At 44.4% G+C, this 19,608-nt stretch carries 18 protein-coding genes; 5 read left to right on the top strand and 13 right to left on the bottom strand.

Going from position 1 to position 19,608, the window contains the following annotated elements:
* Nucleotides 1-84: 84 nt before the first annotated feature.
* Nucleotides 85-990 carry a DUF808 domain-containing protein gene (locus ABMY42_RS01765; protein ID WP_009697135.1) on the bottom strand — a complete coding sequence of 302 codons (906 nt, stop codon included), beginning with the start codon at nt 988-990 and terminating at the stop codon, nt 85-87.
* Between the two features lie 174 nt (nt 991-1,164).
* Between ABMY42_RS01765 and ABMY42_RS01760 the strand changes: the two genes are divergently transcribed.
* Complete coding sequence (locus tag ABMY42_RS01760) at nt 1,165-2,082, top strand: M14 family metallocarboxypeptidase (protein ID WP_009702603.1); 918 nt, start codon at nt 1,165-1,167, stop codon at nt 2,080-2,082.
* Here the strand turns inward: ABMY42_RS01760 and ABMY42_RS01755 are convergent.
* The gene (locus tag ABMY42_RS01755; protein ID WP_005453431.1) at nt 2,077-2,865 is read right to left on the bottom strand and encodes a helix-turn-helix transcriptional regulator; all 789 of its coding nucleotides are present in this window, start codon (nt 2,863-2,865) and stop codon (nt 2,077-2,079) included. The two genes, ABMY42_RS01760 and ABMY42_RS01755, sit on opposite strands and share 6 nt — an antisense overlap.
* A gap of 98 nt (nt 2,866-2,963) precedes the next feature.
* Between ABMY42_RS01755 and ABMY42_RS01750 the strand changes: the two genes are divergently transcribed.
* Complete coding sequence (locus tag ABMY42_RS01750) at nt 2,964-3,872, top strand: DMT family transporter (RefSeq protein ID WP_009697137.1); 909 nt, start codon at nt 2,964-2,966, stop codon at nt 3,870-3,872.
* Nucleotides 3,873-3,925: 53 nt separating this feature from the next.
* Here ABMY42_RS01750 and ABMY42_RS01745 read toward each other — a convergent pair whose 3' ends face one another.
* The 8 genes from ABMY42_RS01745 to ABMY42_RS01710 are packed head-to-tail and all read right to left on the bottom strand — an operon-like array spanning nt 3,926 to nt 12,127.
* The gene (locus ABMY42_RS01745) at nt 3,926-4,507 is read right to left on the bottom strand and encodes a hypothetical protein (protein WP_005453426.1); all 582 of its coding nucleotides are present in this window, start codon (nt 4,505-4,507) and stop codon (nt 3,926-3,928) included.
* Between the two features lie 12 nt (nt 4,508-4,519).
* Nucleotides 4,520-5,833, bottom strand: a complete 1,314-nt coding sequence (locus ABMY42_RS01740) for a transglycosylase SLT domain-containing protein (protein ID WP_272760376.1) — start codon at nt 5,831-5,833, stop codon at nt 4,520-4,522.
* Nucleotides 5,834-5,859: 26 nt separating this feature from the next.
* Entirely contained in the window at nt 5,860-6,624 is a 765-nt protein-coding gene (locus tag ABMY42_RS01735) for a hypothetical protein (RefSeq protein WP_349265892.1), read from the bottom strand.
* Nucleotides 6,614-7,915 (bottom strand): hypothetical protein, encoded by a 1,302-nt coding sequence (locus tag ABMY42_RS01730; RefSeq protein ID WP_005453420.1) that lies wholly within the window; start codon nt 7,913-7,915, stop codon nt 6,614-6,616. The genes ABMY42_RS01735 and ABMY42_RS01730 overlap by 11 nt, the downstream gene beginning before the upstream one ends.
* Nucleotides 7,916-7,933: 18 nt before the next feature.
* Nucleotides 7,934-9,331 carry a hypothetical protein gene (locus ABMY42_RS01725; RefSeq protein ID WP_272760374.1) on the bottom strand — a complete coding sequence of 466 codons (1,398 nt, stop codon included), beginning with the start codon at nt 9,329-9,331 and terminating at the stop codon, nt 7,934-7,936.
* The gene (locus tag ABMY42_RS01720) at nt 9,313-10,491 is read right to left on the bottom strand and encodes a hypothetical protein (protein ID WP_009697140.1); all 1,179 of its coding nucleotides are present in this window, start codon (nt 10,489-10,491) and stop codon (nt 9,313-9,315) included. Before ABMY42_RS01720 ends, ABMY42_RS01725 begins: the two co-directional genes overlap by 19 nt.
* The gene (locus tag ABMY42_RS01715) at nt 10,491-11,219 is read right to left on the bottom strand and encodes a hypothetical protein (RefSeq protein WP_009697141.1); all 729 of its coding nucleotides are present in this window, start codon (nt 11,217-11,219) and stop codon (nt 10,491-10,493) included. The genes ABMY42_RS01720 and ABMY42_RS01715 overlap by 1 nt, the downstream gene beginning before the upstream one ends.
* Before the next feature lie 11 nt (nt 11,220-11,230).
* Complete coding sequence (locus ABMY42_RS01710) at nt 11,231-12,127, bottom strand: hypothetical protein (protein ID WP_230689881.1); 897 nt, start codon at nt 12,125-12,127, stop codon at nt 11,231-11,233.
* Nucleotides 12,128-12,577: 450 nt separating this feature from the next.
* On the opposite strand from ABMY42_RS01710, the gene ABMY42_RS01705 reads away from it, so the two are divergent.
* Both ABMY42_RS01705 and ABMY42_RS01700 read left to right on the top strand, forming a co-directional pair.
* Entirely contained in the window at nt 12,578-13,063 is a 486-nt protein-coding gene (locus ABMY42_RS01705) for an acyl-CoA thioesterase (protein ID WP_005453411.1), read from the top strand.
* A 162-nt stretch (nt 13,064-13,225) separates the two neighbouring features.
* Nucleotides 13,226-13,471, top strand: a complete 246-nt coding sequence (locus ABMY42_RS01700; protein WP_005453409.1) for a hypothetical protein — start codon at nt 13,226-13,228, stop codon at nt 13,469-13,471.
* A gap of 359 nt (nt 13,472-13,830) precedes the next feature.
* On the opposite strand, the gene malG is transcribed toward ABMY42_RS01700, so the two are convergent.
* From malG to malE, 3 genes are all read right to left on the bottom strand, one after another.
* Nucleotides 13,831-14,721: a maltose ABC transporter permease MalG gene (gene malG / locus ABMY42_RS01695; RefSeq protein ID WP_005432001.1), complete on the bottom strand. Its 891-nt coding sequence runs from the start codon at nt 14,719-14,721 to the stop codon at nt 13,831-13,833.
* A 12-nt stretch (nt 14,722-14,733) separates the two neighbouring features.
* Nucleotides 14,734-16,308, bottom strand: coding sequence for a maltose ABC transporter permease MalF (malF, locus tag ABMY42_RS01690; RefSeq protein ID WP_005453407.1), 1,575 nt, complete (start codon nt 16,306-16,308; stop codon nt 14,734-14,736).
* An 80-nt stretch (nt 16,309-16,388) separates the two neighbouring features.
* Complete coding sequence (malE, locus tag ABMY42_RS01685; protein ID WP_005453405.1) at nt 16,389-17,567, bottom strand: maltose/maltodextrin ABC transporter substrate-binding protein MalE; 1,179 nt, start codon at nt 17,565-17,567, stop codon at nt 16,389-16,391.
* Between the two features lie 668 nt (nt 17,568-18,235).
* On the opposite strand from malE, the gene malK reads away from it, so the two are divergent.
* Complete coding sequence (gene malK / locus ABMY42_RS01680; protein ID WP_005453403.1) at nt 18,236-19,354, top strand: maltose/maltodextrin ABC transporter ATP-binding protein MalK; 1,119 nt, start codon at nt 18,236-18,238, stop codon at nt 19,352-19,354.
* Nucleotides 19,355-19,608 lie beyond the last annotated feature (254 nt).

The raw sequence follows: 19,608 nt of genomic DNA, 5'->3' as shown, positions 1-19,608 counted from the left end.
ACCATATTCGATATGGAAACGCATGACCCTTTTCTTTTGGCTCCTATAAAGCCTTATGTCTACTGTCTACTGTCTACAGAGTAATTATTTACCACGAACTTTCTCTACTAAAGTCCAAGCTGCAACCACAACCAAGCCAGCGATGACACCAATCACACCATTAAGCAATGTCGGCACAATCGCCGTCGCAATCGTATGACCACGGAAATCCATGATGATCGGTTCAATCAGATGATGAATTGCAGGCACGTTATGGACAACAATACCGCCCCCAACAAGGAACATTGCCGCAGTACCCACCACAGCAAGCATCTTCATCAACTTAGGCGCAAACGCCACTAACGCTCCACCTAGCTTGGCTTTCAGTCCTTCACCATTTGATGTGCGTTCTAGGTAAAAACCTAAGTCATCAAGCTTAACGATGCCAGCGACTAAGCCGTAAACACCAATGGTCATCAATACCGCGATTAAGCTGACCACAAGGATTTGCGTTACGATGCTTGAGCCTGTCACCGTACCCAAAGCAATCACGATGATTTCTGCAGAGAGGATAAAGTCAGTACGAATCGCACCGGCGACCTTTCTCTTCTCGTACTCTTCAACCGATTCTCCGGTATTGAGCTCTTCTTTCTTCTCTTCATGTTGGTGCGCATGAGGAAAAAGCTTTTCTAAGATCTTCTCAGCCCCTTCAAAGCAAAGAAACAAACCACCAATGAGAAGTAATGGCATGATCAGCCAAGGAATGAAGGCACTGATCAACAACGCCGATGGCACTAGAATCAGTTTGTTTTTAAACGACCCTTTTGCCACCGCCCAAACCACCGGGATTTCTCGTTCTGACGCTACGCCAGACACCTGTTGCGCATTTAGCGCTAAATCGTCGCCCAGTACACCAGCGGTCTTTTTCGCCGCCATCTTCGACATCAACGCGACATCATCCAATACAGCTGCAATGTCATCCAACAGTGTTAGTAAACTTGCTCCAGCCATTTATTTATCTCTTTTATGGAATTGAATAAGTAACAAAATGTAACACCAATAAACTACTCAGCAAAGTTATGATTTCGCAAAGAATAAGGTCACAAATTGTGTTTTCTATTGCCGTGGCTTTGAGACAGGACTAGTCTTGTCTTACCTTTCACGCACACAAAAGAAAAAGTATAGATGAAAAGCGGATACACTTACCCAATTGGTACCCCAGGTCAGTCATGGGGTGAAGCAGAACGTAAAGCTTGGCGTGAGCAACGTGACGTAAAACGTAGCTACCAAGAAGAAGTCGTGACCAAAATTAATGCTCTTCGCGAACGTTTTGATGTTGAGCAATACGGCGCGCTCTCTTACGACGAGGCGCGCTTCCCTCTGTTTTGTATCAAGACTCGTAACTGGGATGCTGCAAAACCGGTTGTTTTAGTAACTGGCGGCGTACATGGCTACGAGACAAGTGGCGTACATGGTGCGCTGAAGTTTGTTGATACGCAGGCAGAGCGTTATGCAGAACACTTCAATATTGTCGTTGCACCATGTGTCAGCCCTTGGGGGTACGAGGTGATCAACCGCTGGAATCCAAATGCGATTGACCCAAACCGCTCTTTCTACGCAAATAGCCCTGCGGAAGAGTCAGCTAACTTGATTAAGCTTGTTGCGACCTTAGGTGATGTTCTAATGCACATCGACCTGCACGAAACCACCGATTCTGACGAGACCGAATTCCGCCCTGCACTTGCAGCACGTGATGGTCTTGAATACATCGAAGGCATGATCCCAGATGGTTTCTACACGGTGGGCGATACAGAAAACCCGCAACCTGAGTTCCAAAAAGCCGTCATCGAGTCAGTAGCGAAAGTAACGCACATTGCACCTGCTGACGATAAAGGCGAAATCATTGGTTCGCCAGTGGTGCAATTTGGTGTGATTAATTACCCAATGGTGAAACTGGGTCTGTGTGGCGGCGTCACCAACTGCACTTACGGCACTACAACAGAAGTTTACCCAGACAGCCCGAAAGTCACTGATGAAGAGTGTAACGACGCTCAAGTTGCAGCAGTTGTAGGTGGTTTAGATTACGTGCTTACTCAGCTATAACAAGCGGTTCTTATATTGCTCCGGTGTAATGCCGGAGTATTTCTTAAACATGGCGATAAAAGGACTGGCCTGGTTGTAACCCAATGTCAACGCCACCTCTTTTACGGTTTGCCCCTTCCTTAACAACTCCATCGAATGCAAGTAACGCACTCGCAATCGCCACTCGGTAAAACTCATCCCTAACTCACTTTGACAATGGCGAGCTAAAGTGCGCTCTGTGGTATGAACCTTTTCCGCCCATTCCCCCAAGCTAATTTCATCAGTTGGCGCTTCTTCGACGGCTTTAAGAATTGGCTCCAGATATTTGTTGTCTGTGGTTGGCAAAAAGTGATGTTCGACTTCTTGTTTGGCTAGCTGATCCAACAAGACCTGAACGAGGCGTTTATCTTCTTCGCTCTTAGCAACATTAATATCACGCTGGCGAAAGTCTTCCACAATCGCCGAAACAATGGGCGTCACTTTGATCAAGCTCGTTTTGGATGGAAAGTGCTGAGTCAACTCTGGGTCGATATTTAACGAGCAGTATTCCAAAGGCTTACGATTATAACTGGTGTGACGGATCCCAGCCGGTACCCAAATCGCAAGATGCGGAGGCGCTAAGAAACGTGTGTCTTCCGCATCCATTTCTAGAATACCGCCACTGATCAGTTGAACTTGTCCCCACGGGTGGCTGTGAATGCGAGTTTCTGTATTCGACAAAAAGGCTTCAAAATTCATAAACACATCTGATGGTGCTCTGTCGATTGATAATGACGGATGAAGATTCCTTGTGCTCTTTTTCAAATTTGTCTTCCTATCGCTTACGATGTCTTTCCAGAGATACTTTTCATTATAAAGACCTGTCAGACTAGCGCCATTAATTATTCTGCGATGAGGTTCTCATGGTTTATTTGCTTCCGTTTTTTACTGTCATGATTTGGGGTGGGAATTCCATCGTAAATAAAATGGCAGCAAGTGCCATCGAACCTAGCGCAATGAGTTTCTACCGTTGGTTTGTTGCTATGGTACTTTTAACGCCATTTTGCTTACCAGCAGTGATCAAACAACGTCATGTGATTCGCCCATACTTGGCTAAATTGGCTTTCCTCGCACTATTAGGCATGGTGCTAAACCAATCCCTAGGTTATTACGCAGGGCTAACAACGACCGCTTCTAATATGGCACTGATTACGTCTCTCGTTCCTTTGATCAGTGTTTTCTTGAGTGTACCTTTACTTGGCAAGTCGATTTCCATGCTGAGCGTGGCAGGTGGTGTGATTTCATTAGGCGGCTTGGCGTTTATGTTAGGGCACGGCGATATCACCTACTTCCTGCATCAAGATATGACGCAAGGTGACAGCTTGATGCTGCTGGCTGCGCTTTGCTACGCAATTTATTGTGTGTTACTAAAACGCTGGAAGATGCCTTTCAACAGTATGACTTTGGTTTACATGCAAGGCTTTTTCTCATTGGTTATGCTTGCGCCATTGTGGCTAAGCAGCGATCAACTTCTACCAAGCCAAAGCGCATTACCTTTAATTGCTTACGCTGGTATTGCCGCGTCTATCTTTGCTCCATTGATGTGGGTAAAAGCGATTGACTTGATTGGTGCTGACTCAAGTGCCATGTTCATGAACCTGATGCCTGTGGTTTCGGTAGCTCTCGCTTCAACCATGCTCGGCGAAGAAGTTCATGTTTACCACATCATTGGCGGTATGTTGGTTATCTCTGGCGTTATCTTGTCGCAAATTAAAGTACGTAGAAAAGGCAAAGTCATCGACCCAGAAGCTCAAACTGCAACGAGCTCATAGCAACTAAAAAGAAAAGAGCCATGATGGCTCTTTTCTTTTTGCTTTCATTTGGATTAAAGGGCTTCAGCCTGCTTTTCCAATTCTTTGCTTGTCTTTTGGCTCACAAACTCTTTGTATAGCGCCGCTTTATCCGTTGGATCAATATCCGTTCCTGCCGTTACAGCAGAGTTAAACATCTTTTCTGATTCAATCTTTGGCATGACTACTAGCGCACAAATTTGCTCTACACCACCAATTTCAACCAGTGATACTTGCTCAACTTGGCTCTTTTGAATTGAAGTATTAGTTATTTGCTTAGCGATTTGCTCAAAAGATGTGCCAGAGGTTTGACCGTCAACTGAGCTATCAATTTTTTGATAGTTCTTCTCTAACACACTGACTTTAATATCAAGGTTTTGCGCAAGCGTGTTACGTGCTAGAGAGATAGCGTGGTTACGATCAACAGAAAAGTTACCTGACGCCGTAACACAGTTTGACGCTGCAAAGCCATTCGCTGAAGTTGGGTTTAGTACCCAGCTAGGCACATTGCTGCCTTTGTTGGTTTCCACTTTCGCCGTGTTTTCAGAACCACTTTGACTCGCACAACCAGATAAGATCACTGCGCTGATTGCAGCGGTAAGAATTTGATATTTCATCTTCAATTCCTTTTAGATAATTGAGTTGGACTGCGCATGATAGGTTTTCATTCTATCGTTGACCTTTTTGAGATATTTGCGAGTCTCGTTATAAGGTAAGTTCTTGATAAGGTGCTCATATACTTCATCAGAACTCATGGTATTGATTTTCTTAATCGCACTAGAAACACGTCGCTCACCAAATGCTTTGGCCACGTTACCTGACCCGGTGTTGTAAGCCGCGATCACACTGTAAGTCGCACTTTGTGGGTCTTTAATGCCTTTTAGGTATCGACTCTGAAGAATTTTTAGATACGCCGTGCCAGTTTCGATATTCAAATTGGGATCGTATAAGTCATTCGCTTTCATCGGCTTATCTTTACCGCGATATAGCTTATTCACGTCATGACCAGCGGTTGTCGGCACGATTTGCATCAGCCCATATGCGGGCACATGAGATTTTGCTTTCGGGTTGAAATGCGACTCTTCGTGCATGATTGCCAAAACAAGTGCAGGCGGTAGTTCTCGCTTTGCACTTTCTTGTTGAATCGCAGGAAGGTACTGATTGGCGCGGTTCACCAGTGATGATTTTGGAATCTTGACCTTATACTCAACAATCTTTTTAGGCTGTTGCTTTAGCTGCTTTTCTTGCTGAGCTAATTCTTGCTTCACAGCAGCAATACGTTTTTCTTCCTGCTTCACCATTTGTTGTTTTTGCTGAACAATCACTTGCTCTTGCTTTTGTTCACTTAACACCGCACTTTTTTCAGCAGCAAAGATGTCAAGTTGACTCATTTGGCGCTCAGTTTGCGCTTCAATCTCTTTCTTCACCTCTTCGAAAGTCTTTGGTTCTACTTTAATTTCCTCAACGAAAACCATTGTGGGCTCAGCTTTTTTAGGCTGAGTTACACCAACTTCTTCAAACACCTTGGCGTTTTTCTCGATAACGGCATTGACGACTTCAGCTTCAACAACTGGAGCTTCGGCTTTTTCTTCTTCCGCAGGCGGTAAGTAGCTAACCGTAATCTCACCTTTCTCCAAATCAACAACGGTTCGTGCGTTATGTTGTTCGTCATAAACCACTACCACATCCGGAGAAGGTATTTTGGTGTCACCCCATTTTTGAATAGAGGCTTTCTGTTTTTTGTCCCAATCCGCTAAGTAAGCTTGCTGCCATTGATTGAACTCTTGAATTTGGGCGGCATACCATTGCTCAAACTCATCCGTATCATCAGCGGTTAATTGTTCGATTTCTTGGTCCAGTTCAGCAAAAGGATCATTTGCAAAACTTGGTTGCATCACAATTAGGTTTAACAACGCAGCCAGTGCGCAATATTTCAATTTCATAAATTGAGTTACCGTAATTTGTTAAATCAGAAATAAGAAGACAGATCTCCGACACTCTCAGCTTGTTGCTCAAACATTTGATCTTCAATGTCTATCACCAAACGCTCGCATTCTTTGCTTGAGCACTGCTTCGCGATGAACAAGCTTTCCTCAAGTCCTCCTTGCTCAAACTGCCATTGAGCTAGCCAGTGCTTGATTTCACTGTTGGAAATTGCGGAAACATCGACATACTGCTGATAGTAATTTTCAGCTTTGGTCACGTCTGATTGAGATAAGAGCAAGGTGACCAAACCTGCAGCATCCATCGCAACGCTAGGTTCTTTGATGATCAACGGTAATATCGGCTTGATGTGCTGGTACTGCTTTGTTGAGTAATACGCAACGGCATAGTTCAGAGCTGTGGTTTGGAGATTGGTTTTGTAGCCAGTATCATTCACATTCGCACGGCACTGAGCTTGACTCTTACTCACTGAAGAAAACTGAATATTGGTCAGTTCGTAAGTTAGACTCACAAAAGGCCACGAATCTAAAGTTTCACGAATGAAACCACCTTCAAGCAACTTGTCTTCGTATTTTTTGCGAAGCTCTAAACCGAGCCCTTTACGACACAATGACTTCATTTGTTTCGCGGTCAGTTCATGCTGTCTTTTCACTTCAACTGACACTTCTGCATCACTGGTTTTAAGCTCATAATCCGTGCCGTTGAACGACCAAGAATGAGAGTCGGAAGCAAAAACTGGTAGACCTAAAAGGCCTACCAGAACAAGCAAGTATCTGTGGTTACAGATCATTTGCGTTACTCACTTGACCAGATGGTCCTTGAGTATTGTTGCTTCCGTCAGTCAGACCGCCAGTTGTTGAAATTTTGTGGTCTGAGCTTGCGTTTTGACCTTCACGAACGCGCTTTTTGTTTTCTGCAGCTGCTTGCTTTGCCGTCGCCTCTAGAGAAGGGGCATAAACCGCAACGGCTAACATCCAGTCACCATCGCTACTCTTAAAGGTTTTAACGGAAACACCTGGAGGAACTTGACCCGCTGCAAATGACTTGTACGAATCAAAGCTCTTGATGTTGTTCATGAACGTGTGTTTGTCTTCTGCCAATACTTTCGCATCTGCAGGGTTAACGCTCTCAGGTGGGTACTCGAACTGTTCATTCTTCTCTAACTGGTTCTCTGTGAAACCACCTTCCCAGTAAACTTGTTCACCTTGCATTACTGCAATCAGACCGTTTCTCGCTTTTGCTTGCGCTTGAGATTTAGACATACCAAGCAGCTTGCGTTTCACGCTCTTATTCTTGTTGTCACGAATGATCGAAGAACCGAAACCAAGTACAAACGACTCGCCCGTTTCAGCGTTGGTAATCACTTTCGCACCAACAGGAGGCATCACACCCGCCTGCAGATCAGCGATGATTTGTTTGAAAATCACGTTTGGTTCTGTAGTCTGAGTCAGAGCGCCCACTTTACGCTTCGTTTGCTCACGTGTTTTCGGCGTTGAAATCAAACTAACACGAACTAGGTTTTCACTTGGATCATCATACACATCGAACGTCACGTAACCTGCCAACGCGCCTTTTACTGACTCAGCACAGTTATCGCTCATCATGCTTGTGGTGTTTGCCGCGCCTTCTGTCGCAGTATCAATCACATCCATGGTTTCGTTGATCGCTGTCGCACACATGTTGCTCATGCCTTCCATGTTTTCCACTAATTGCTTTTTCGCAATTTGGAAAGCTTTCATGTATGCACCACGCTTAGATAACAACGTCGCGTTACGGTTTTCGTAAGTTTCGTAGCTACCAGAACCCGTAGATAGAATACCGATACCCGAGCCAACTGCGATCATCTTAACGCCATCACCTTCGTCTTCGATCAGGCTTTGGTGAGCAACAAGTACCGCGGCTTTCGGGTCTGCCGCCACAACTAGATCACCCACCTCTTTTACGTCATCTGTATTTACAGCTTGTGTTTCAGAAGGTGCATCGGTTGCAGGAACGAGATCATTAAGGTCAAAATCTACATTTGCATGTGCAGAACCAAAGGCACTTGCTAGTACCAATGAAAGAAGTGTTTTTTTAAACATAAATATCCTGTAGAGGTCTTAAAGCACGTTGATTTGGTAATCGTTCAAAACACGTAGCTTGGACTGATAATTTGGCTGATGAATGCGCAACGTTGGCTGGATAAACTGAGCAAGGTCATTGGCGCTGTTTAATGAGCGAAGTCGGACAATAACCTTGCCAGAACGACTTTCAATCTTAATATCAGAAACGCCGTTAATCGCACTAAGCAAGGTATAAAGTTGACCTTGTTGACCCGCCGCTTTCGGCGTAAAGATCAATTCTCTAACCGGGCCACCACGCATTGCCATTTTTTGGACGGCGCTATGTAACGCTTGAGTCAGCATTTTCTGGTTTTGATCGACAGCCAAGTGCACTGACGCTAGTTCATTCAGCATCCCCTCTTTGTTAGGAAGGGTCATCAGTGTTGGATCGTTGTGCCAATTACCGTATTCATTACCCGCTCGGTCTAATAGCTTAGCCGCCAATTCCAACTGCAAGCCGGAAGGCGTCACTTTCTCTTTTTCTTGAACTTGAAGAATGATGGTTGCCTGCTCTGGAGTACCAGAGAGATCGAAGCCCATCTGAGCAAGAGAGCTACTGAACGTGGTTTGAACAACCGGAAGGTGCGCATCCACGTAAACGGCAGGTTGCCCTAAACTCTTGATAAGTTGAGCGATCTTAGCCTCAACCTTTTGGCGTTCAACAGACACATCGAGCGTCACGACAAGCACACCATTTGGTTTAGTTTGGCTAGAAATTTCGCTCCAACCAGTAATCATACCTTGCGATTGCATTGATAAGGATTGTACAGCCACATCATGCAAGTTAAAGTCATCACTGACCGCATTTGCCGACATGCTTGAATAGGTTTGCTGGAGGTAGCCAGATTTAACCATCACGCCCAAAACTTGGCTGATAGCACGACGAAATGCATCTTGCTCAGCCGCTTGGCGCGCACTTAAACCTTGCTTAGCGTTCGGGATACCCTCACCGATGACCACAACAGAAACCGTCGAGTCAGACCCCCAAACAATACCCTCACCTGAGTCTTCTTCTGTTTGCGTTGGTGGCATAAGACGCACATTCACACAGGTATCATCGCCGTAGATTTCAGGTTGCCCAAAATCCGCAGTGATCATCCCTCTCTCGATTCCAGTTACTAACATTTCTCGAGCAGCTTGATTAAACTGTTCGTTGAGTAATTCGGAATCTTCAGAAGATAAAGAAAGTGAAACCTGCCCATTTAAAAACAGTCGCAGGTTATTGATCGCATCCGCTTTCGCCCCCTCTATCGCTAACGCACCACGACCATAGGCGCACCCCTGCTCAACAAGAGCCAGTGTTGACTGGCTCTTATCAAGTTCAAGCGCAGCTGCAGGTGCAGCCGAAAGCAATCCACCGAGGGTAAGACTAAGACTTATCCCTTTTGCGCCCATGTGCTGCGTTCCTTCATGAATTCCATCGGGACACCGACGCTAACTGCAAAGATTCGACGCTGACGATCTGGACGGTAAATACCCTGCTCAGCTTCGTCTTTCACTTGATCAGCAAGCTTACTGTCTTTCCAGCGTACGATTTTGCCTTGAGCACTTTGTTGGCTAGGGTTAACCGTCGCCACACCGATTGGCTCAACAAAACCTGCACTGTACTCAAATACAACCATGGTTTCATTTGGTAATACACCAGCATTTTGACCACGATCTAGCGAGATTCGGTCGCCTTTAATGCCCATAACTTGTGCTGTTGCTGGCATCTCTTTTAGCAGACGAGTCAACATGATATCGAAACCACGTGACGCCATTTCGTTCATCACAGAATCAACGTCTTTACTACTGGTGTAGTTAAAACCGCGGTAGTAGTCACCATTTGCGATTACGGTTGTGAAGCTTTCCTTATCACGAACATCAAAGTTAGAAACGCGGATCTTACCGATATTCGGGTAGCTCAGCTTTTCACGAGTGTACGGGTCAATAACACCCGTCGTCATTTCCATTGATGTTTGGAATAAAGACTGCGTAGAACCAAAGAGCATATCGCCAGTTTTAAGCACGTCGACCTTCATGATGTAGTCCGTCGATAACTTGTCACGACCACTCATTTTTTGTGCGACTTTTGCTGCACCTTCATCGGCAAGAATCTCTTCCATCGCCGCGTTTACTGACTTAGTGTCACGCGTCAAGATACGGAAACGGTTCACACCCGCAAATTGGTTTTCTAACGTGTTCTCAAGCGCTTTCGTTTCGAACTTACCAATACTTGAATGCATTGCATTGAATACATCGGCAGATTTGCCTTGAAGGTTCTCGCTAACGTCAGTTTGAACGTCACCGAAGTAAAGGCGAATAGTCTTTTTTGCTAACGGACAACGGCTGTCTTTCTCGTTTGCTTCGTAAGTACAGAATTGAAGACCTTGAGTGTTGAAGTATGCTGGAACTTCGATGTCACTGTTGGTGAATTCAAACGCTGACTTACCAATGATTAAAGACGAGTTGCCTGCGTTACTCTCAACTGCGTAAGTTTGTTGGCTGGGCGTGCTATTACACCCAGCCAGAACAAGACCAGCAGCGACAAGTGTTGCGATCTTTGAATATTTCATTACGACTTAACTTTCTCTGCTAAAACTTTGTCTAGGTTCTCTAGTTGCTCGATTGTGTTTTGGTCTAGAGAAATCATGTCGTTTGCGTCGTAAACAAGAAGAGAACGTGCTTTCATCTCGTTGTAAGCTTCAACAACTGGCACTTCTTCTTTTGCTTCTGCATCCGCTTCGCCTTCTTCTTCAGACTCGTTCGATAGGAAAGAAAGTGCGTTGCCTAAACCTGCCATTGCAGAATCTTGCGCAATTACTGCCGCGTTGTCTGAAGCAATAATTGCAATTTCAGCTGCCTCAAGCGCGATGTCTTTCGCTAGCTCAACGTTCTTGTCAAAGATTGAATCAGACGCCGCTTTGTACGCTTCAACTTGTGGGCGAATTTTCTTGTTTTCAGCTTTGCCTTCATCGAATTCATTCATCGCAACAAGAAGCTCTTCATCACTCTTATCAGCATTGATCTTTAGGAAACCTGCTACGTCTGCATGCTTGTCTGCTAGTGTGCGGTAGTCTTGGAATACAGCACATTGACGCTCTTGAATCGACACCATCACTTTAGATACTTTGTCTACAGCGTAAGATACTGGTGTGTACTCAGAGCCTAGCTCAGTACAAGATTTAACAAGAGCTGCACTCATTTCGTTGCGGTCAACCGTCGCAGACTCCATACCTGGCATTGAAGAACAACCTGCTAGTGCGGTAGCAAATAGAGAAGCCATGACTGTTTTTTTAAACATTTCTGTATCCTTTAGATCAATACTGAATAGATAGATTTATTAGTAAGCTTTTTAATTATTTTTTGCTCAGCAGCGTGTTTTGCCGCCGCAGAGCTAGCTTGGGATTTACCTAACACGGTGATCACCTTTTGGGTCACCATATGAGATGAATTTGAATCGAAGACTTTAAGTTGAATACTTTGCTTGGCGACAAAGTCTTTCCCTTGTCGTCCCTGCTGGGATTTCGTCTTGATATAAACGGAGATGCCACCATGATTCGACGCAAATGCGTGACGTGATAGCAACTCGTGAATTTGATGAGAAAAAGCATCATTCGATGCGACAAACGAAATCGAGAGCATTTCTCTCTTCGCGTTCATCGTTTCGCTAATCTGTAGGTGTTGTGCACGGTATGACTGTGCAGCATCAGAATCTAAAATACCGAGCACATCGAGCTGAACGGCACTTTTCGTCATTAGCTCTTCAGCATGAAAGTAGTCCTTCACACCACGCCAGTTGTTGTTGAGATTTTTAAGTTTTATCGCAGCCGTTTGGTACGAGACCGTCAAATCATGCTCAACCTGTTTCTGCCAGGTTTTCTTACTCAGCCGATAGCGATACTCACAACCTTTCTCGCCACATTCATGACTTAAAACTTCCAAGTGAGGGATTTCAATTGGAAGTGAATGTATGGATGAATCCTGAGAAAAAGAGGAGTCGACACCATGGGAAGTCTTAACAATAGATGACTTTTCATTCACTTCGATAACACTAATCAAGTTAAGTGCCAATTGCTTCTTAGCATCTTTTAGAGCTACATGTTCAGCGTCACCAAACCCTGAAGCATACAGATACCCAGAGTCCACCCCTGCATATATCTTTATACTAATTAGTGAGATAGCTAAACTAAGACTTAAAACACGGAACAAGAGACTAACCATAAAGTGTTATTTAAAAACGGGCAGAACCATACGAAATAATTAAACCGTATGCAATTGAGCAAACAATCACCAAACAGCACTCCGAACGAATATTTATTCACAAATGAAATTATGTGACATTCATTCCATAATTACAGATCCTTACACAACCCTTACAAACAAAGACACGTCATTCTCAAAAGTAAGATAACCAACAAAACAGATATTCAATTAATTGAATTAGTGCGCTTTTTATCAATAGTGTATTTTTTTAATAAGTGTGACTTATGTTTTATCTATAAAATGATAAAACTCGATTTTTGAAGGATTTTTAGCCAGCTTTCGGATTGCTTAATCCAACTCGAAACGACACTGATGTGATAAATGTTTTGCTGACGTATTTAAGAGTCGTTGCATTGCTGTTACATTGAAGCTAAACAACGCACAAAGGAATGACAGATGAGCAGTGGTCAAAGAGACATTACCCTTCGTTTTCTTGCAGAACCTGGAGACGTAAACTTCGGTGGCAAAGTACACGGCGGCGCCGTAATGAAGTGGATCGATTTAGCAGCTTACGCATGCAGTGCAGCTTGGAGTGGAAAATACTGCATTACCGCGTACGCAGGTGGTATTCGCTTTGTCGCCCCAATTCATGTTGGGAATTTAGTCGAGGTCAGTGCCAAGGTCATTTATACGGGGCGCAGTTCAATGCACATTGCTATTGATGTACAAGCCAGCGATCCAAAAGAATTGAAAAACCGCCTTACAACACATTGCATCGTCATCATGGTTGCGGTTGACGAAGACGGAAAGCCAACTGATGTTCCTAAGTGGAAACCGGAGTCTGAAGAAGATAAAGCGCTCGAACAATCGGCTATTCGCCTAATGAATATGCGCAAGCAGATTGGCGAAGAAATGGAAGCTCACGTCAAATATCTCAAATAAATCAACTTATATACCCAAGTGTCCTCTAGACACTTGGGTGTACCCGTGAAGTAATGTCATGGTTCTGTCATTCACTTCATGCCAGGTTCAAATTGTCATAAATCTTTCACTTTGATTTGGTTAAATCCACCCACAATTTTGGTGTTGGGTAGAGTTTGGATCTTGAGCTTAAAAAAGACCACGTTAAGTGAAAATACATTAACCAATTTAAAAGCGGTCGAATATCAGTGGGTCAGAACCATGTATGTCGAAGGCTATAACGAAGAAGAAATTAACCATTACATACAAACTTGTTTTGGTGGTGACTCAACTTTTGCCGATCTATTCCGCCGTGTTGCTCTACAGCAAGAAAGTTTATATACCTTACTTCAATATGTAGGCTGTGCTCCCTCTAGCCGCGAGTTTTAACGCTTTCTCAGCAAATCCAGCCCCTTCCCTCTAAATACGCTTAAATTAATTCTGTGAAGTGATACGCAGGGCATTCTGATGTCACTGTGTAATCCATTGCAAACTGGTTAGTCTGTATCGGAAATAGAGATTCTACGGGTATAAAAAAACCTGAGTCGAGACTCAGGTTATGGTTACAAGAAACTGTTAGTGATTAAAGCGTAAGGAACTAAGCTAACAGCCAGCTATGCGTAACGCCAATAAAGCCTGATATTACTGATCGGCGGCCAAACCAAAAGCGTAATATCGATGCTAAATATAAGGGCGACCATTTGGTCGCCCTTTTCTAGTTATTCTTTTCTCTCAGAGACCAACTGAGATTATCCTTTCACACCACCAGCTGTCAGACCACCGACTAACCAGCGTTGTGCAAGCAAGAATACGATTGTAATTGGTAGTGCAGACAATACTGCTGCAGCTGCGAAATCACCCCATAGATAGTTCTGCGGGTATAGGTACTGCTGCATACCAACTGCTAGTGTGTAGGAGTTTACATCAGAAAGTAGTAGAGATGCTACCGGTACCTCACCTACAACACCGATAAATGACAAGATGAACACTACAGCTAGAATTGGCACAGATAGTGGTAGTAGTACCAAACGGAACGCTTGCCATGGCGTAGCACCATCCAATGCCGCGGCCTCTTCTAGCGAGTTATCAATCGTCTCAAAGTAACCTTTAATGGTCCACACGTGCAGTGCAATACCACCTAGGTAAGAGAAGATCAAACCACCGTGCGTGTTTAACCCCAGGAACGGAATGTACTGACCTAGTTTGTCAAACAATGCGTAAAGAGCCACAAGCGCAAGTACCGCCGGGAACATTTGGAAGATCATCATCGCTTTCAGGATGGTGTTCTTACCTTTGAAGCGTAGACGTGCAAACGCGTAAGCTGAAGTTGTTGACAGTGCCACGATAAGGATTGACGTGATACCCGCAACTTTTACTGAGTTCCAAAGCCAAGTTAGTACTGGGAATGGAGGCGGTGTTACAGAACCATCTGCATTTGTTACCGAGAAGCCTAGTGCTAACTTCCAGTGCTCTAGCGATGGGTTGTCTGGAATCAGACTACCCGTTGCAAAGTTACCCTCACGGAATGAGATCGCAATGATCATCAGCAGTGGGAAAATAATCAGTGACAGGAAAGCCCAAAGAGCAATATGGGTCGCCCATACACGGTACTTTAAAGATTTACCTTGTACTATAGCCATGGTCGTTACTCCTTAGTCCTGAGATAGCTTAGTGAAACGTAGGTTCAATAGTGCTAGCGCGCCAACCAATAGGAAGATAAGCGTTGCGATTGCACTTGCTAGACCGAAGTCTTGACCACCTGCACCTTCAAACGCGATACGGTACGTGTAGCTTACTAGTAGGTCGGTGTAACCCGCTGGCTCAGAAGTACCAATCATGTTTGGACCACCGCCAGTCAATAGCTGAATCATTACGAAGTTGTTGAAGTTAAACGCAAAGCTCGCAATCAGTAGTGGAGTCAGAGGTTTAATCATCATAGGTAACGTTACTTTCATGAAGTTTTGGACGAAGTTCGCCCCATCGATTGCAGACGCTTCATAAAGGTCATCAGGAATCGCTTTTAGTAGACCCATACATAGAATCATCATGTAAGGGAAACCAAGCCAAGTGTTCACGATCATTACCATGGTTTTCGCTAGGAATGGGTCAGAGAACCAAGATGGGCTAATACCAAAGATAGCGTTCAATACCATGTTGATCTCACCAAAGCTTTGGTTGAAGAGACCTTTAAAGATTAGGATTGAGATAAACGCCGGAACCGCATAAGGCAGAATCAATAGTACTCGGTACACTGCTCGACCTTTAAGCTCCTCCCACTGAACAACACTCGCTAGAACTAAGCCAATAACTAGCGTGAACACAACCGTCAGGATTGAGAATACGACCGTCCAGATGAAGATACTGATGAAAGGCTCTTTGATGCCGTCGTCTTTCCAAACTCGCTCAAAGTTATCTGTGCCAATGTTTACGACAAAACCAGGAGAAACTGTGTTGCCAACAAACTGACCATTCTCATCAACGGGTTGGTAGTAACCCACATCCATGTTTGGACGCAATAGTTCTTGAGTACGGTTGTTGAACAGTGATTCGCCATCATCTTGAAGTGTGTATAGCGGAACCACAGCTGCGAACTTACGTAGACCGCTCATACGAATGTCATCGCCGCTTGGAAGGTGCAAGTCAACGCTGCTTAGTGCACTGCGGTTCTTAACGATAGTTTTGATTGGCTCTTTGTCACCAGTCGCTTCAGTGATAGGCGCTAAATCAAGATCCGTTGCAGAGAAGCCGTCAAGTTGGAAGGTTGGCGTTGCTAATAGCTCGTCGCCTTTCTTCACAACAATTTGATGACCTTGCTCAGTCTTGTACAGAGTGAATGGGAAACTTTCACCACTCTGATAAGTTCTGTCTAACAGTACAGTCTGTGCACGATCGAAAGAAAGCTGGTTTTTCGCGCTGTAGTTAGTAAACGCCAGACCGACGGTATATGCCAAAGGGAACAGGATGAATAGAATCATCCCGGCAATACCAGGGTAGATGTATCGGTGAGCGTAAGTTTTCTTACTACCAAAAATGAATAGCGCTAATGCGGTTAGAATGATCGTAAGTAGCGCAAACGCAATCTCACCGCGAGAATACATTAAGATAGTTGCGTAGCCATTGATAATGCCGACTGTGCCCAATAGTGCCCATTTGGTGAACACTTTTTTGCTGCTTGGTAGGCTGGCTTCTGGTGCTGTCATAGCATCTGTACCTTGAACTGACTGCATAGGGAACCTGCTAGCGAATATAGGATAAATATAGAAAAGTAAGGAGGAGTTGCCCCCTCCTTAAAAAGGGTATTACTGAATTATTTAGTCATTTGTTTTTCTGCATCTGCTAGAGCAGCATCTACAGTTTGACGACCGTCAACAACATTGATGATAGCGTTCTTAGCTGCACCCCAGAATGCATTCATTTGTGGGATGTTTGGCATGATTTCACCGTTCATCGCGTTGTCCATTGTTGCTGCGATACGAGTATCTGAATCTAGCTCACGTTGGAACGAGTTAAGCGCTACTGCACCTAGAGGCTTGTCGTTGTTAACCATACGTAGACCATCGTTAGTTAGTAGGTAGTTCTCGATGAACTCTACCGCTAGGTCTTTGTTAGGTGATGCAGTGCTGATACCCGCAGTTAGTACACCAACGAATGGCTTAGAAGACTGACCTTGGAATTTAGGCAGTGTTGTTACACCGTAGTTGATGCCAGACTTCTCGATGTTGCCCCAAGACCACGGACCGTTGATAGTCATTGCTGCAGTACCTTGGTTGAACGCAGACTCAGATACTGAGTAGTCCATATCCGCAGAGATTACGCCTTTGTCTACTAGACCTTTAACGAAGTTCATCGCGTCTTTCACGCCTTCCTTCGCGATACCAGCATCTTTAATGTCGTAACCTTCAGATGTGTATTTAAACGCGTAGCCGCCATCAGCTGCCATTAGTGGCCATGTGAAGTACGGTTCTTTTAGGTTCCACATGATCGCAGACTTACCGTCTTTCTTAAGCTTCGCATCTAGCGCTGCTACTTCTTCCCAAGTCTTAGGTGGGTTTGGAACAAGGTCTTTGTTGTAGATTAGAGATAGAGACTCAACTGCTACTGGGTAACCGATAAGTTTGCCGTCGTAACGAACTGCATCCCATGCAAAATCAACGATGCCGTCTTGAATTTCTTTAGATGGTTTGATTTCAGCTAGTAGACCAGATTCTGCGTAGCCACCGAAACGGTCGTGAGCCCAGAATACGATATCAGGACCATCACCTGTCGCTGCAGTTTGAGGGAACTTGTCTTGTAGACCGTCTGGGTGAGCCACTGTTACCTTGATGCCAGTGTCTTCTTCAAACTTCTTACCAACTTCAGCAAGACCGTTATAGCCTTTGTCGCCGTTGATCCAGATAGTCAGTTGTCCTTCTTCGATGGCAGCATTAGCACCAAAAGAACCCAAAGCAACAAGAGTACCTAGTGCTACAGCGCTTAATTTTTTCATGTTCGTATCCTTTTTATATTTTTGATGTAGGGCTAGTCCATTGAGGTTCAGCCGTATTTCGACATATATCATCTGAAATAATCCTATATGTCTCATCCTCCTAATCCCTACGCCCTTGCAATTATGACGTATTTTCGTGATCTGAATCGCCAAGGGTTAGAGACTCAAATCACAAAATGAATACTTCCTGTGATCGGTTTCAACTTTAGGTCACGCAATAATGTGATTTCAGCCCAACTCCCACTCTACTCCTCCTTTTTGACTCCTCCCCGCCTACTCCCCCTACAATTATTTCGATTAGGAGGATGTAGCAGTGAACACAATCTTAGAAACTGCAGTCATCCAAGAGTGGATGGTAAGAACCCTTTCCCAGCAGTACCTACCCTATAGGTGAAAAGATTTGCTGGTTTTTCATTGCCATACGAGTGGAATGTCATTATTGGTGTTGTTTGTGGTAATTATTTCACGGGGGAGACAACACGAATAATGTGGGGGAGAGAAACTCGTATTTGGCTATGATGGGTAGTGCTCCAGTTCAGGACATTTGGAGCGCTACCCTGTTTTTCTTACCAATCCCAATAACTTACCGACTCCTACTGTTACTGCTCGCTAGATAATTCATATAATGATGAGCGGTGAATAATAAAAATTGATCGAGGACGAGCTACATGGCGAGTGTCACGTTAAAAAATGTTTGTAAAGCGTATGGCGACGTACTGATTTCTAAGAACGTAGATCTAGAGATCAACGAAGGTGAATTCGTTGTTTTCGTAGGTCCATCAGGTTGTGGTAAATCTACCCTGCTACGTTGTATTGCCGGTCTTGAAGACATTACTTCAGGTGATTTGTATATTGGTGACCAGCGCATGAATGACGTAGAACCATCCAAACGTGGTGTTGGTATGGTGTTCCAGTCTTATGCTCTTTACCCACACCTAAACCTATATGACAACATGTCATTTGGTCTGAAACTAGCAAAAGCTGACAAAGCTGAAATCGATAAGCGTGTTGAACACGCAGCAGAAATTCTACAGTTGGGTCACCTGCTAGAGCGTCAACCAAAAGCACTTTCTGGTGGTCAACGTCAACGTGTTGCGATCGGTCGTACGCTTGTGTCTCAACCAGATGTATTCCTTCTTGATGAACCATTATCAAACTTGGACGCAGCACTGCGCGTAAACATGCGTGCGCAAATCACGAAGCTACAACGCCAGCTTGGTTGTACCATGATCTACGTTACGCACGATCAGGTTGAAGCGATGACAATGGCTGACAAAATTGTCGTTCTTGATGGTGGTTATGTATCACAAGTTGGTAAGCCATTAGAGCTTTACCACTACCCACAAAACCGTTTTGTTGCTGGTTTCATTGGTTCACCAAAGATGAACTTCATGAGTGTTTTCATTGACGAAGTCGAATCAGAGCGCGTAAAAGTACAACTTTCTAACGGTGTATCATTCTGGATCCCAGTAGATGGTACGACGGTGAACCGCGGTGACCGTATGTCACTAGGTATTCGCCCAGAGCACTTAGTTCAAGCCGTTGACGCTGATGCGACAATTCACGGTGAAGTGATGATCGTAGAGAAACTAGGTAACGAGACTCAAGTTTACCTAAACCTAGAAGGTGCGGACGCAGACGTTATCTACCGTCAACCAGATACACTACCAGTAGAGTCTGGTGACAAACTAGAAATCGGTATCCCTGCACATCGTTGTCACCTATTCCACAGCGATGGTCGCGCATGCCGCCGACTACATAAAGAAAACGGCGTAGATTTCGAGTAAAACTTCTTTCACCTTTGCTTGCTACCAATCCCTCTCATTCGAGAGGGATTTTTTATTTCCGAAACTAACGTATTAATTTTCCGTCCTAAGAATTAATTCGATAGACCATAAGCAAATTAAAACCTTAGTTTCTTTTCAATCCTTTACGATTAGTACTTTTACCCGCCCTACTCAGACAAGTATTAAGTTTTTCCTAAACTGCCAATATTAGCCGAAGGTCTAAATTTCATTCTTATTTCCACTTACCTAAACAG

Source organism: Vibrio sp. SSH13-20 (assembly GCF_040104475.1).
In the GTDB taxonomy this organism is placed as follows: Bacteria; Pseudomonadota; Gammaproteobacteria; order Enterobacterales; family Vibrionaceae; genus Vibrio; species Vibrio harveyi.
Note: the sequence above shows the minus strand (reverse complement) of the source record. Positions and strands in the feature narration are given on the sequence as shown.

Excerpts from the sequence above, each read along its gene's own strand:
- ABMY42_RS01725 (WP_272760374.1), bottom strand. The coding sequence starts at position 9,331 with ATGGGCGCAAAAGGGATAAGTCTTAGTCTTACCCTCGGTGGATTGCTT.
- ABMY42_RS01745 (WP_005453426.1), bottom strand. The coding sequence starts at position 4,507 with ATGAAATATCAAATTCTTACCGCTGCAATCAGCGCAGTGATCTTATCT.
- ABMY42_RS01715 (WP_009697141.1), bottom strand. The coding sequence starts at position 11,219 with ATGTTTAAAAAAACAGTCATGGCTTCTCTATTTGCTACCGCACTAGCA.
- ABMY42_RS01735 (WP_349265892.1), bottom strand. The coding sequence starts at position 6,624 with ATGATCTGTAACCACAGATACTTGCTTGTTCTGGTAGGCCTTTTAGGT.
- ABMY42_RS01720 (WP_009697140.1), bottom strand. The coding sequence starts at position 10,491 with ATGAAATATTCAAAGATCGCAACACTTGTCGCTGCTGGTCTTGTTCTG.
- ABMY42_RS01705 (WP_005453411.1), top strand. The coding sequence starts at position 12,578 with ATGAGCAGTGGTCAAAGAGACATTACCCTTCGTTTTCTTGCAGAACCT.
- malE (WP_005453405.1), bottom strand. The coding sequence starts at position 17,567 with ATGAAAAAATTAAGCGCTGTAGCACTAGGTACTCTTGTTGCTTTGGGT.
- ABMY42_RS01750 (WP_009697137.1), top strand. The coding sequence starts at position 2,964 with ATGGTTTATTTGCTTCCGTTTTTTACTGTCATGATTTGGGGTGGGAAT.
- ABMY42_RS01730 (WP_005453420.1), bottom strand. The coding sequence starts at position 7,915 with ATGTTTAAAAAAACACTTCTTTCATTGGTACTAGCAAGTGCCTTTGGT.
- ABMY42_RS01765 (WP_009697135.1), bottom strand. The coding sequence starts at position 990 with ATGGCTGGAGCAAGTTTACTAACACTGTTGGATGACATTGCAGCTGTA.
- ABMY42_RS01740 (WP_272760376.1), bottom strand. The coding sequence starts at position 5,833 with ATGAAATTGAAATATTGCGCACTGGCTGCGTTGTTAAACCTAATTGTG.
- malF (WP_005453407.1), bottom strand. The coding sequence starts at position 16,308 with ATGCAGTCAGTTCAAGGTACAGATGCTATGACAGCACCAGAAGCCAGC.
- malG (WP_005432001.1), bottom strand. The coding sequence starts at position 14,721 with ATGGCTATAGTACAAGGTAAATCTTTAAAGTACCGTGTATGGGCGACC.
- malK (WP_005453403.1), top strand. The coding sequence starts at position 18,236 with ATGGCGAGTGTCACGTTAAAAAATGTTTGTAAAGCGTATGGCGACGTA.
- ABMY42_RS01760 (WP_009702603.1), top strand. The coding sequence starts at position 1,165 with ATGAAAAGCGGATACACTTACCCAATTGGTACCCCAGGTCAGTCATGG.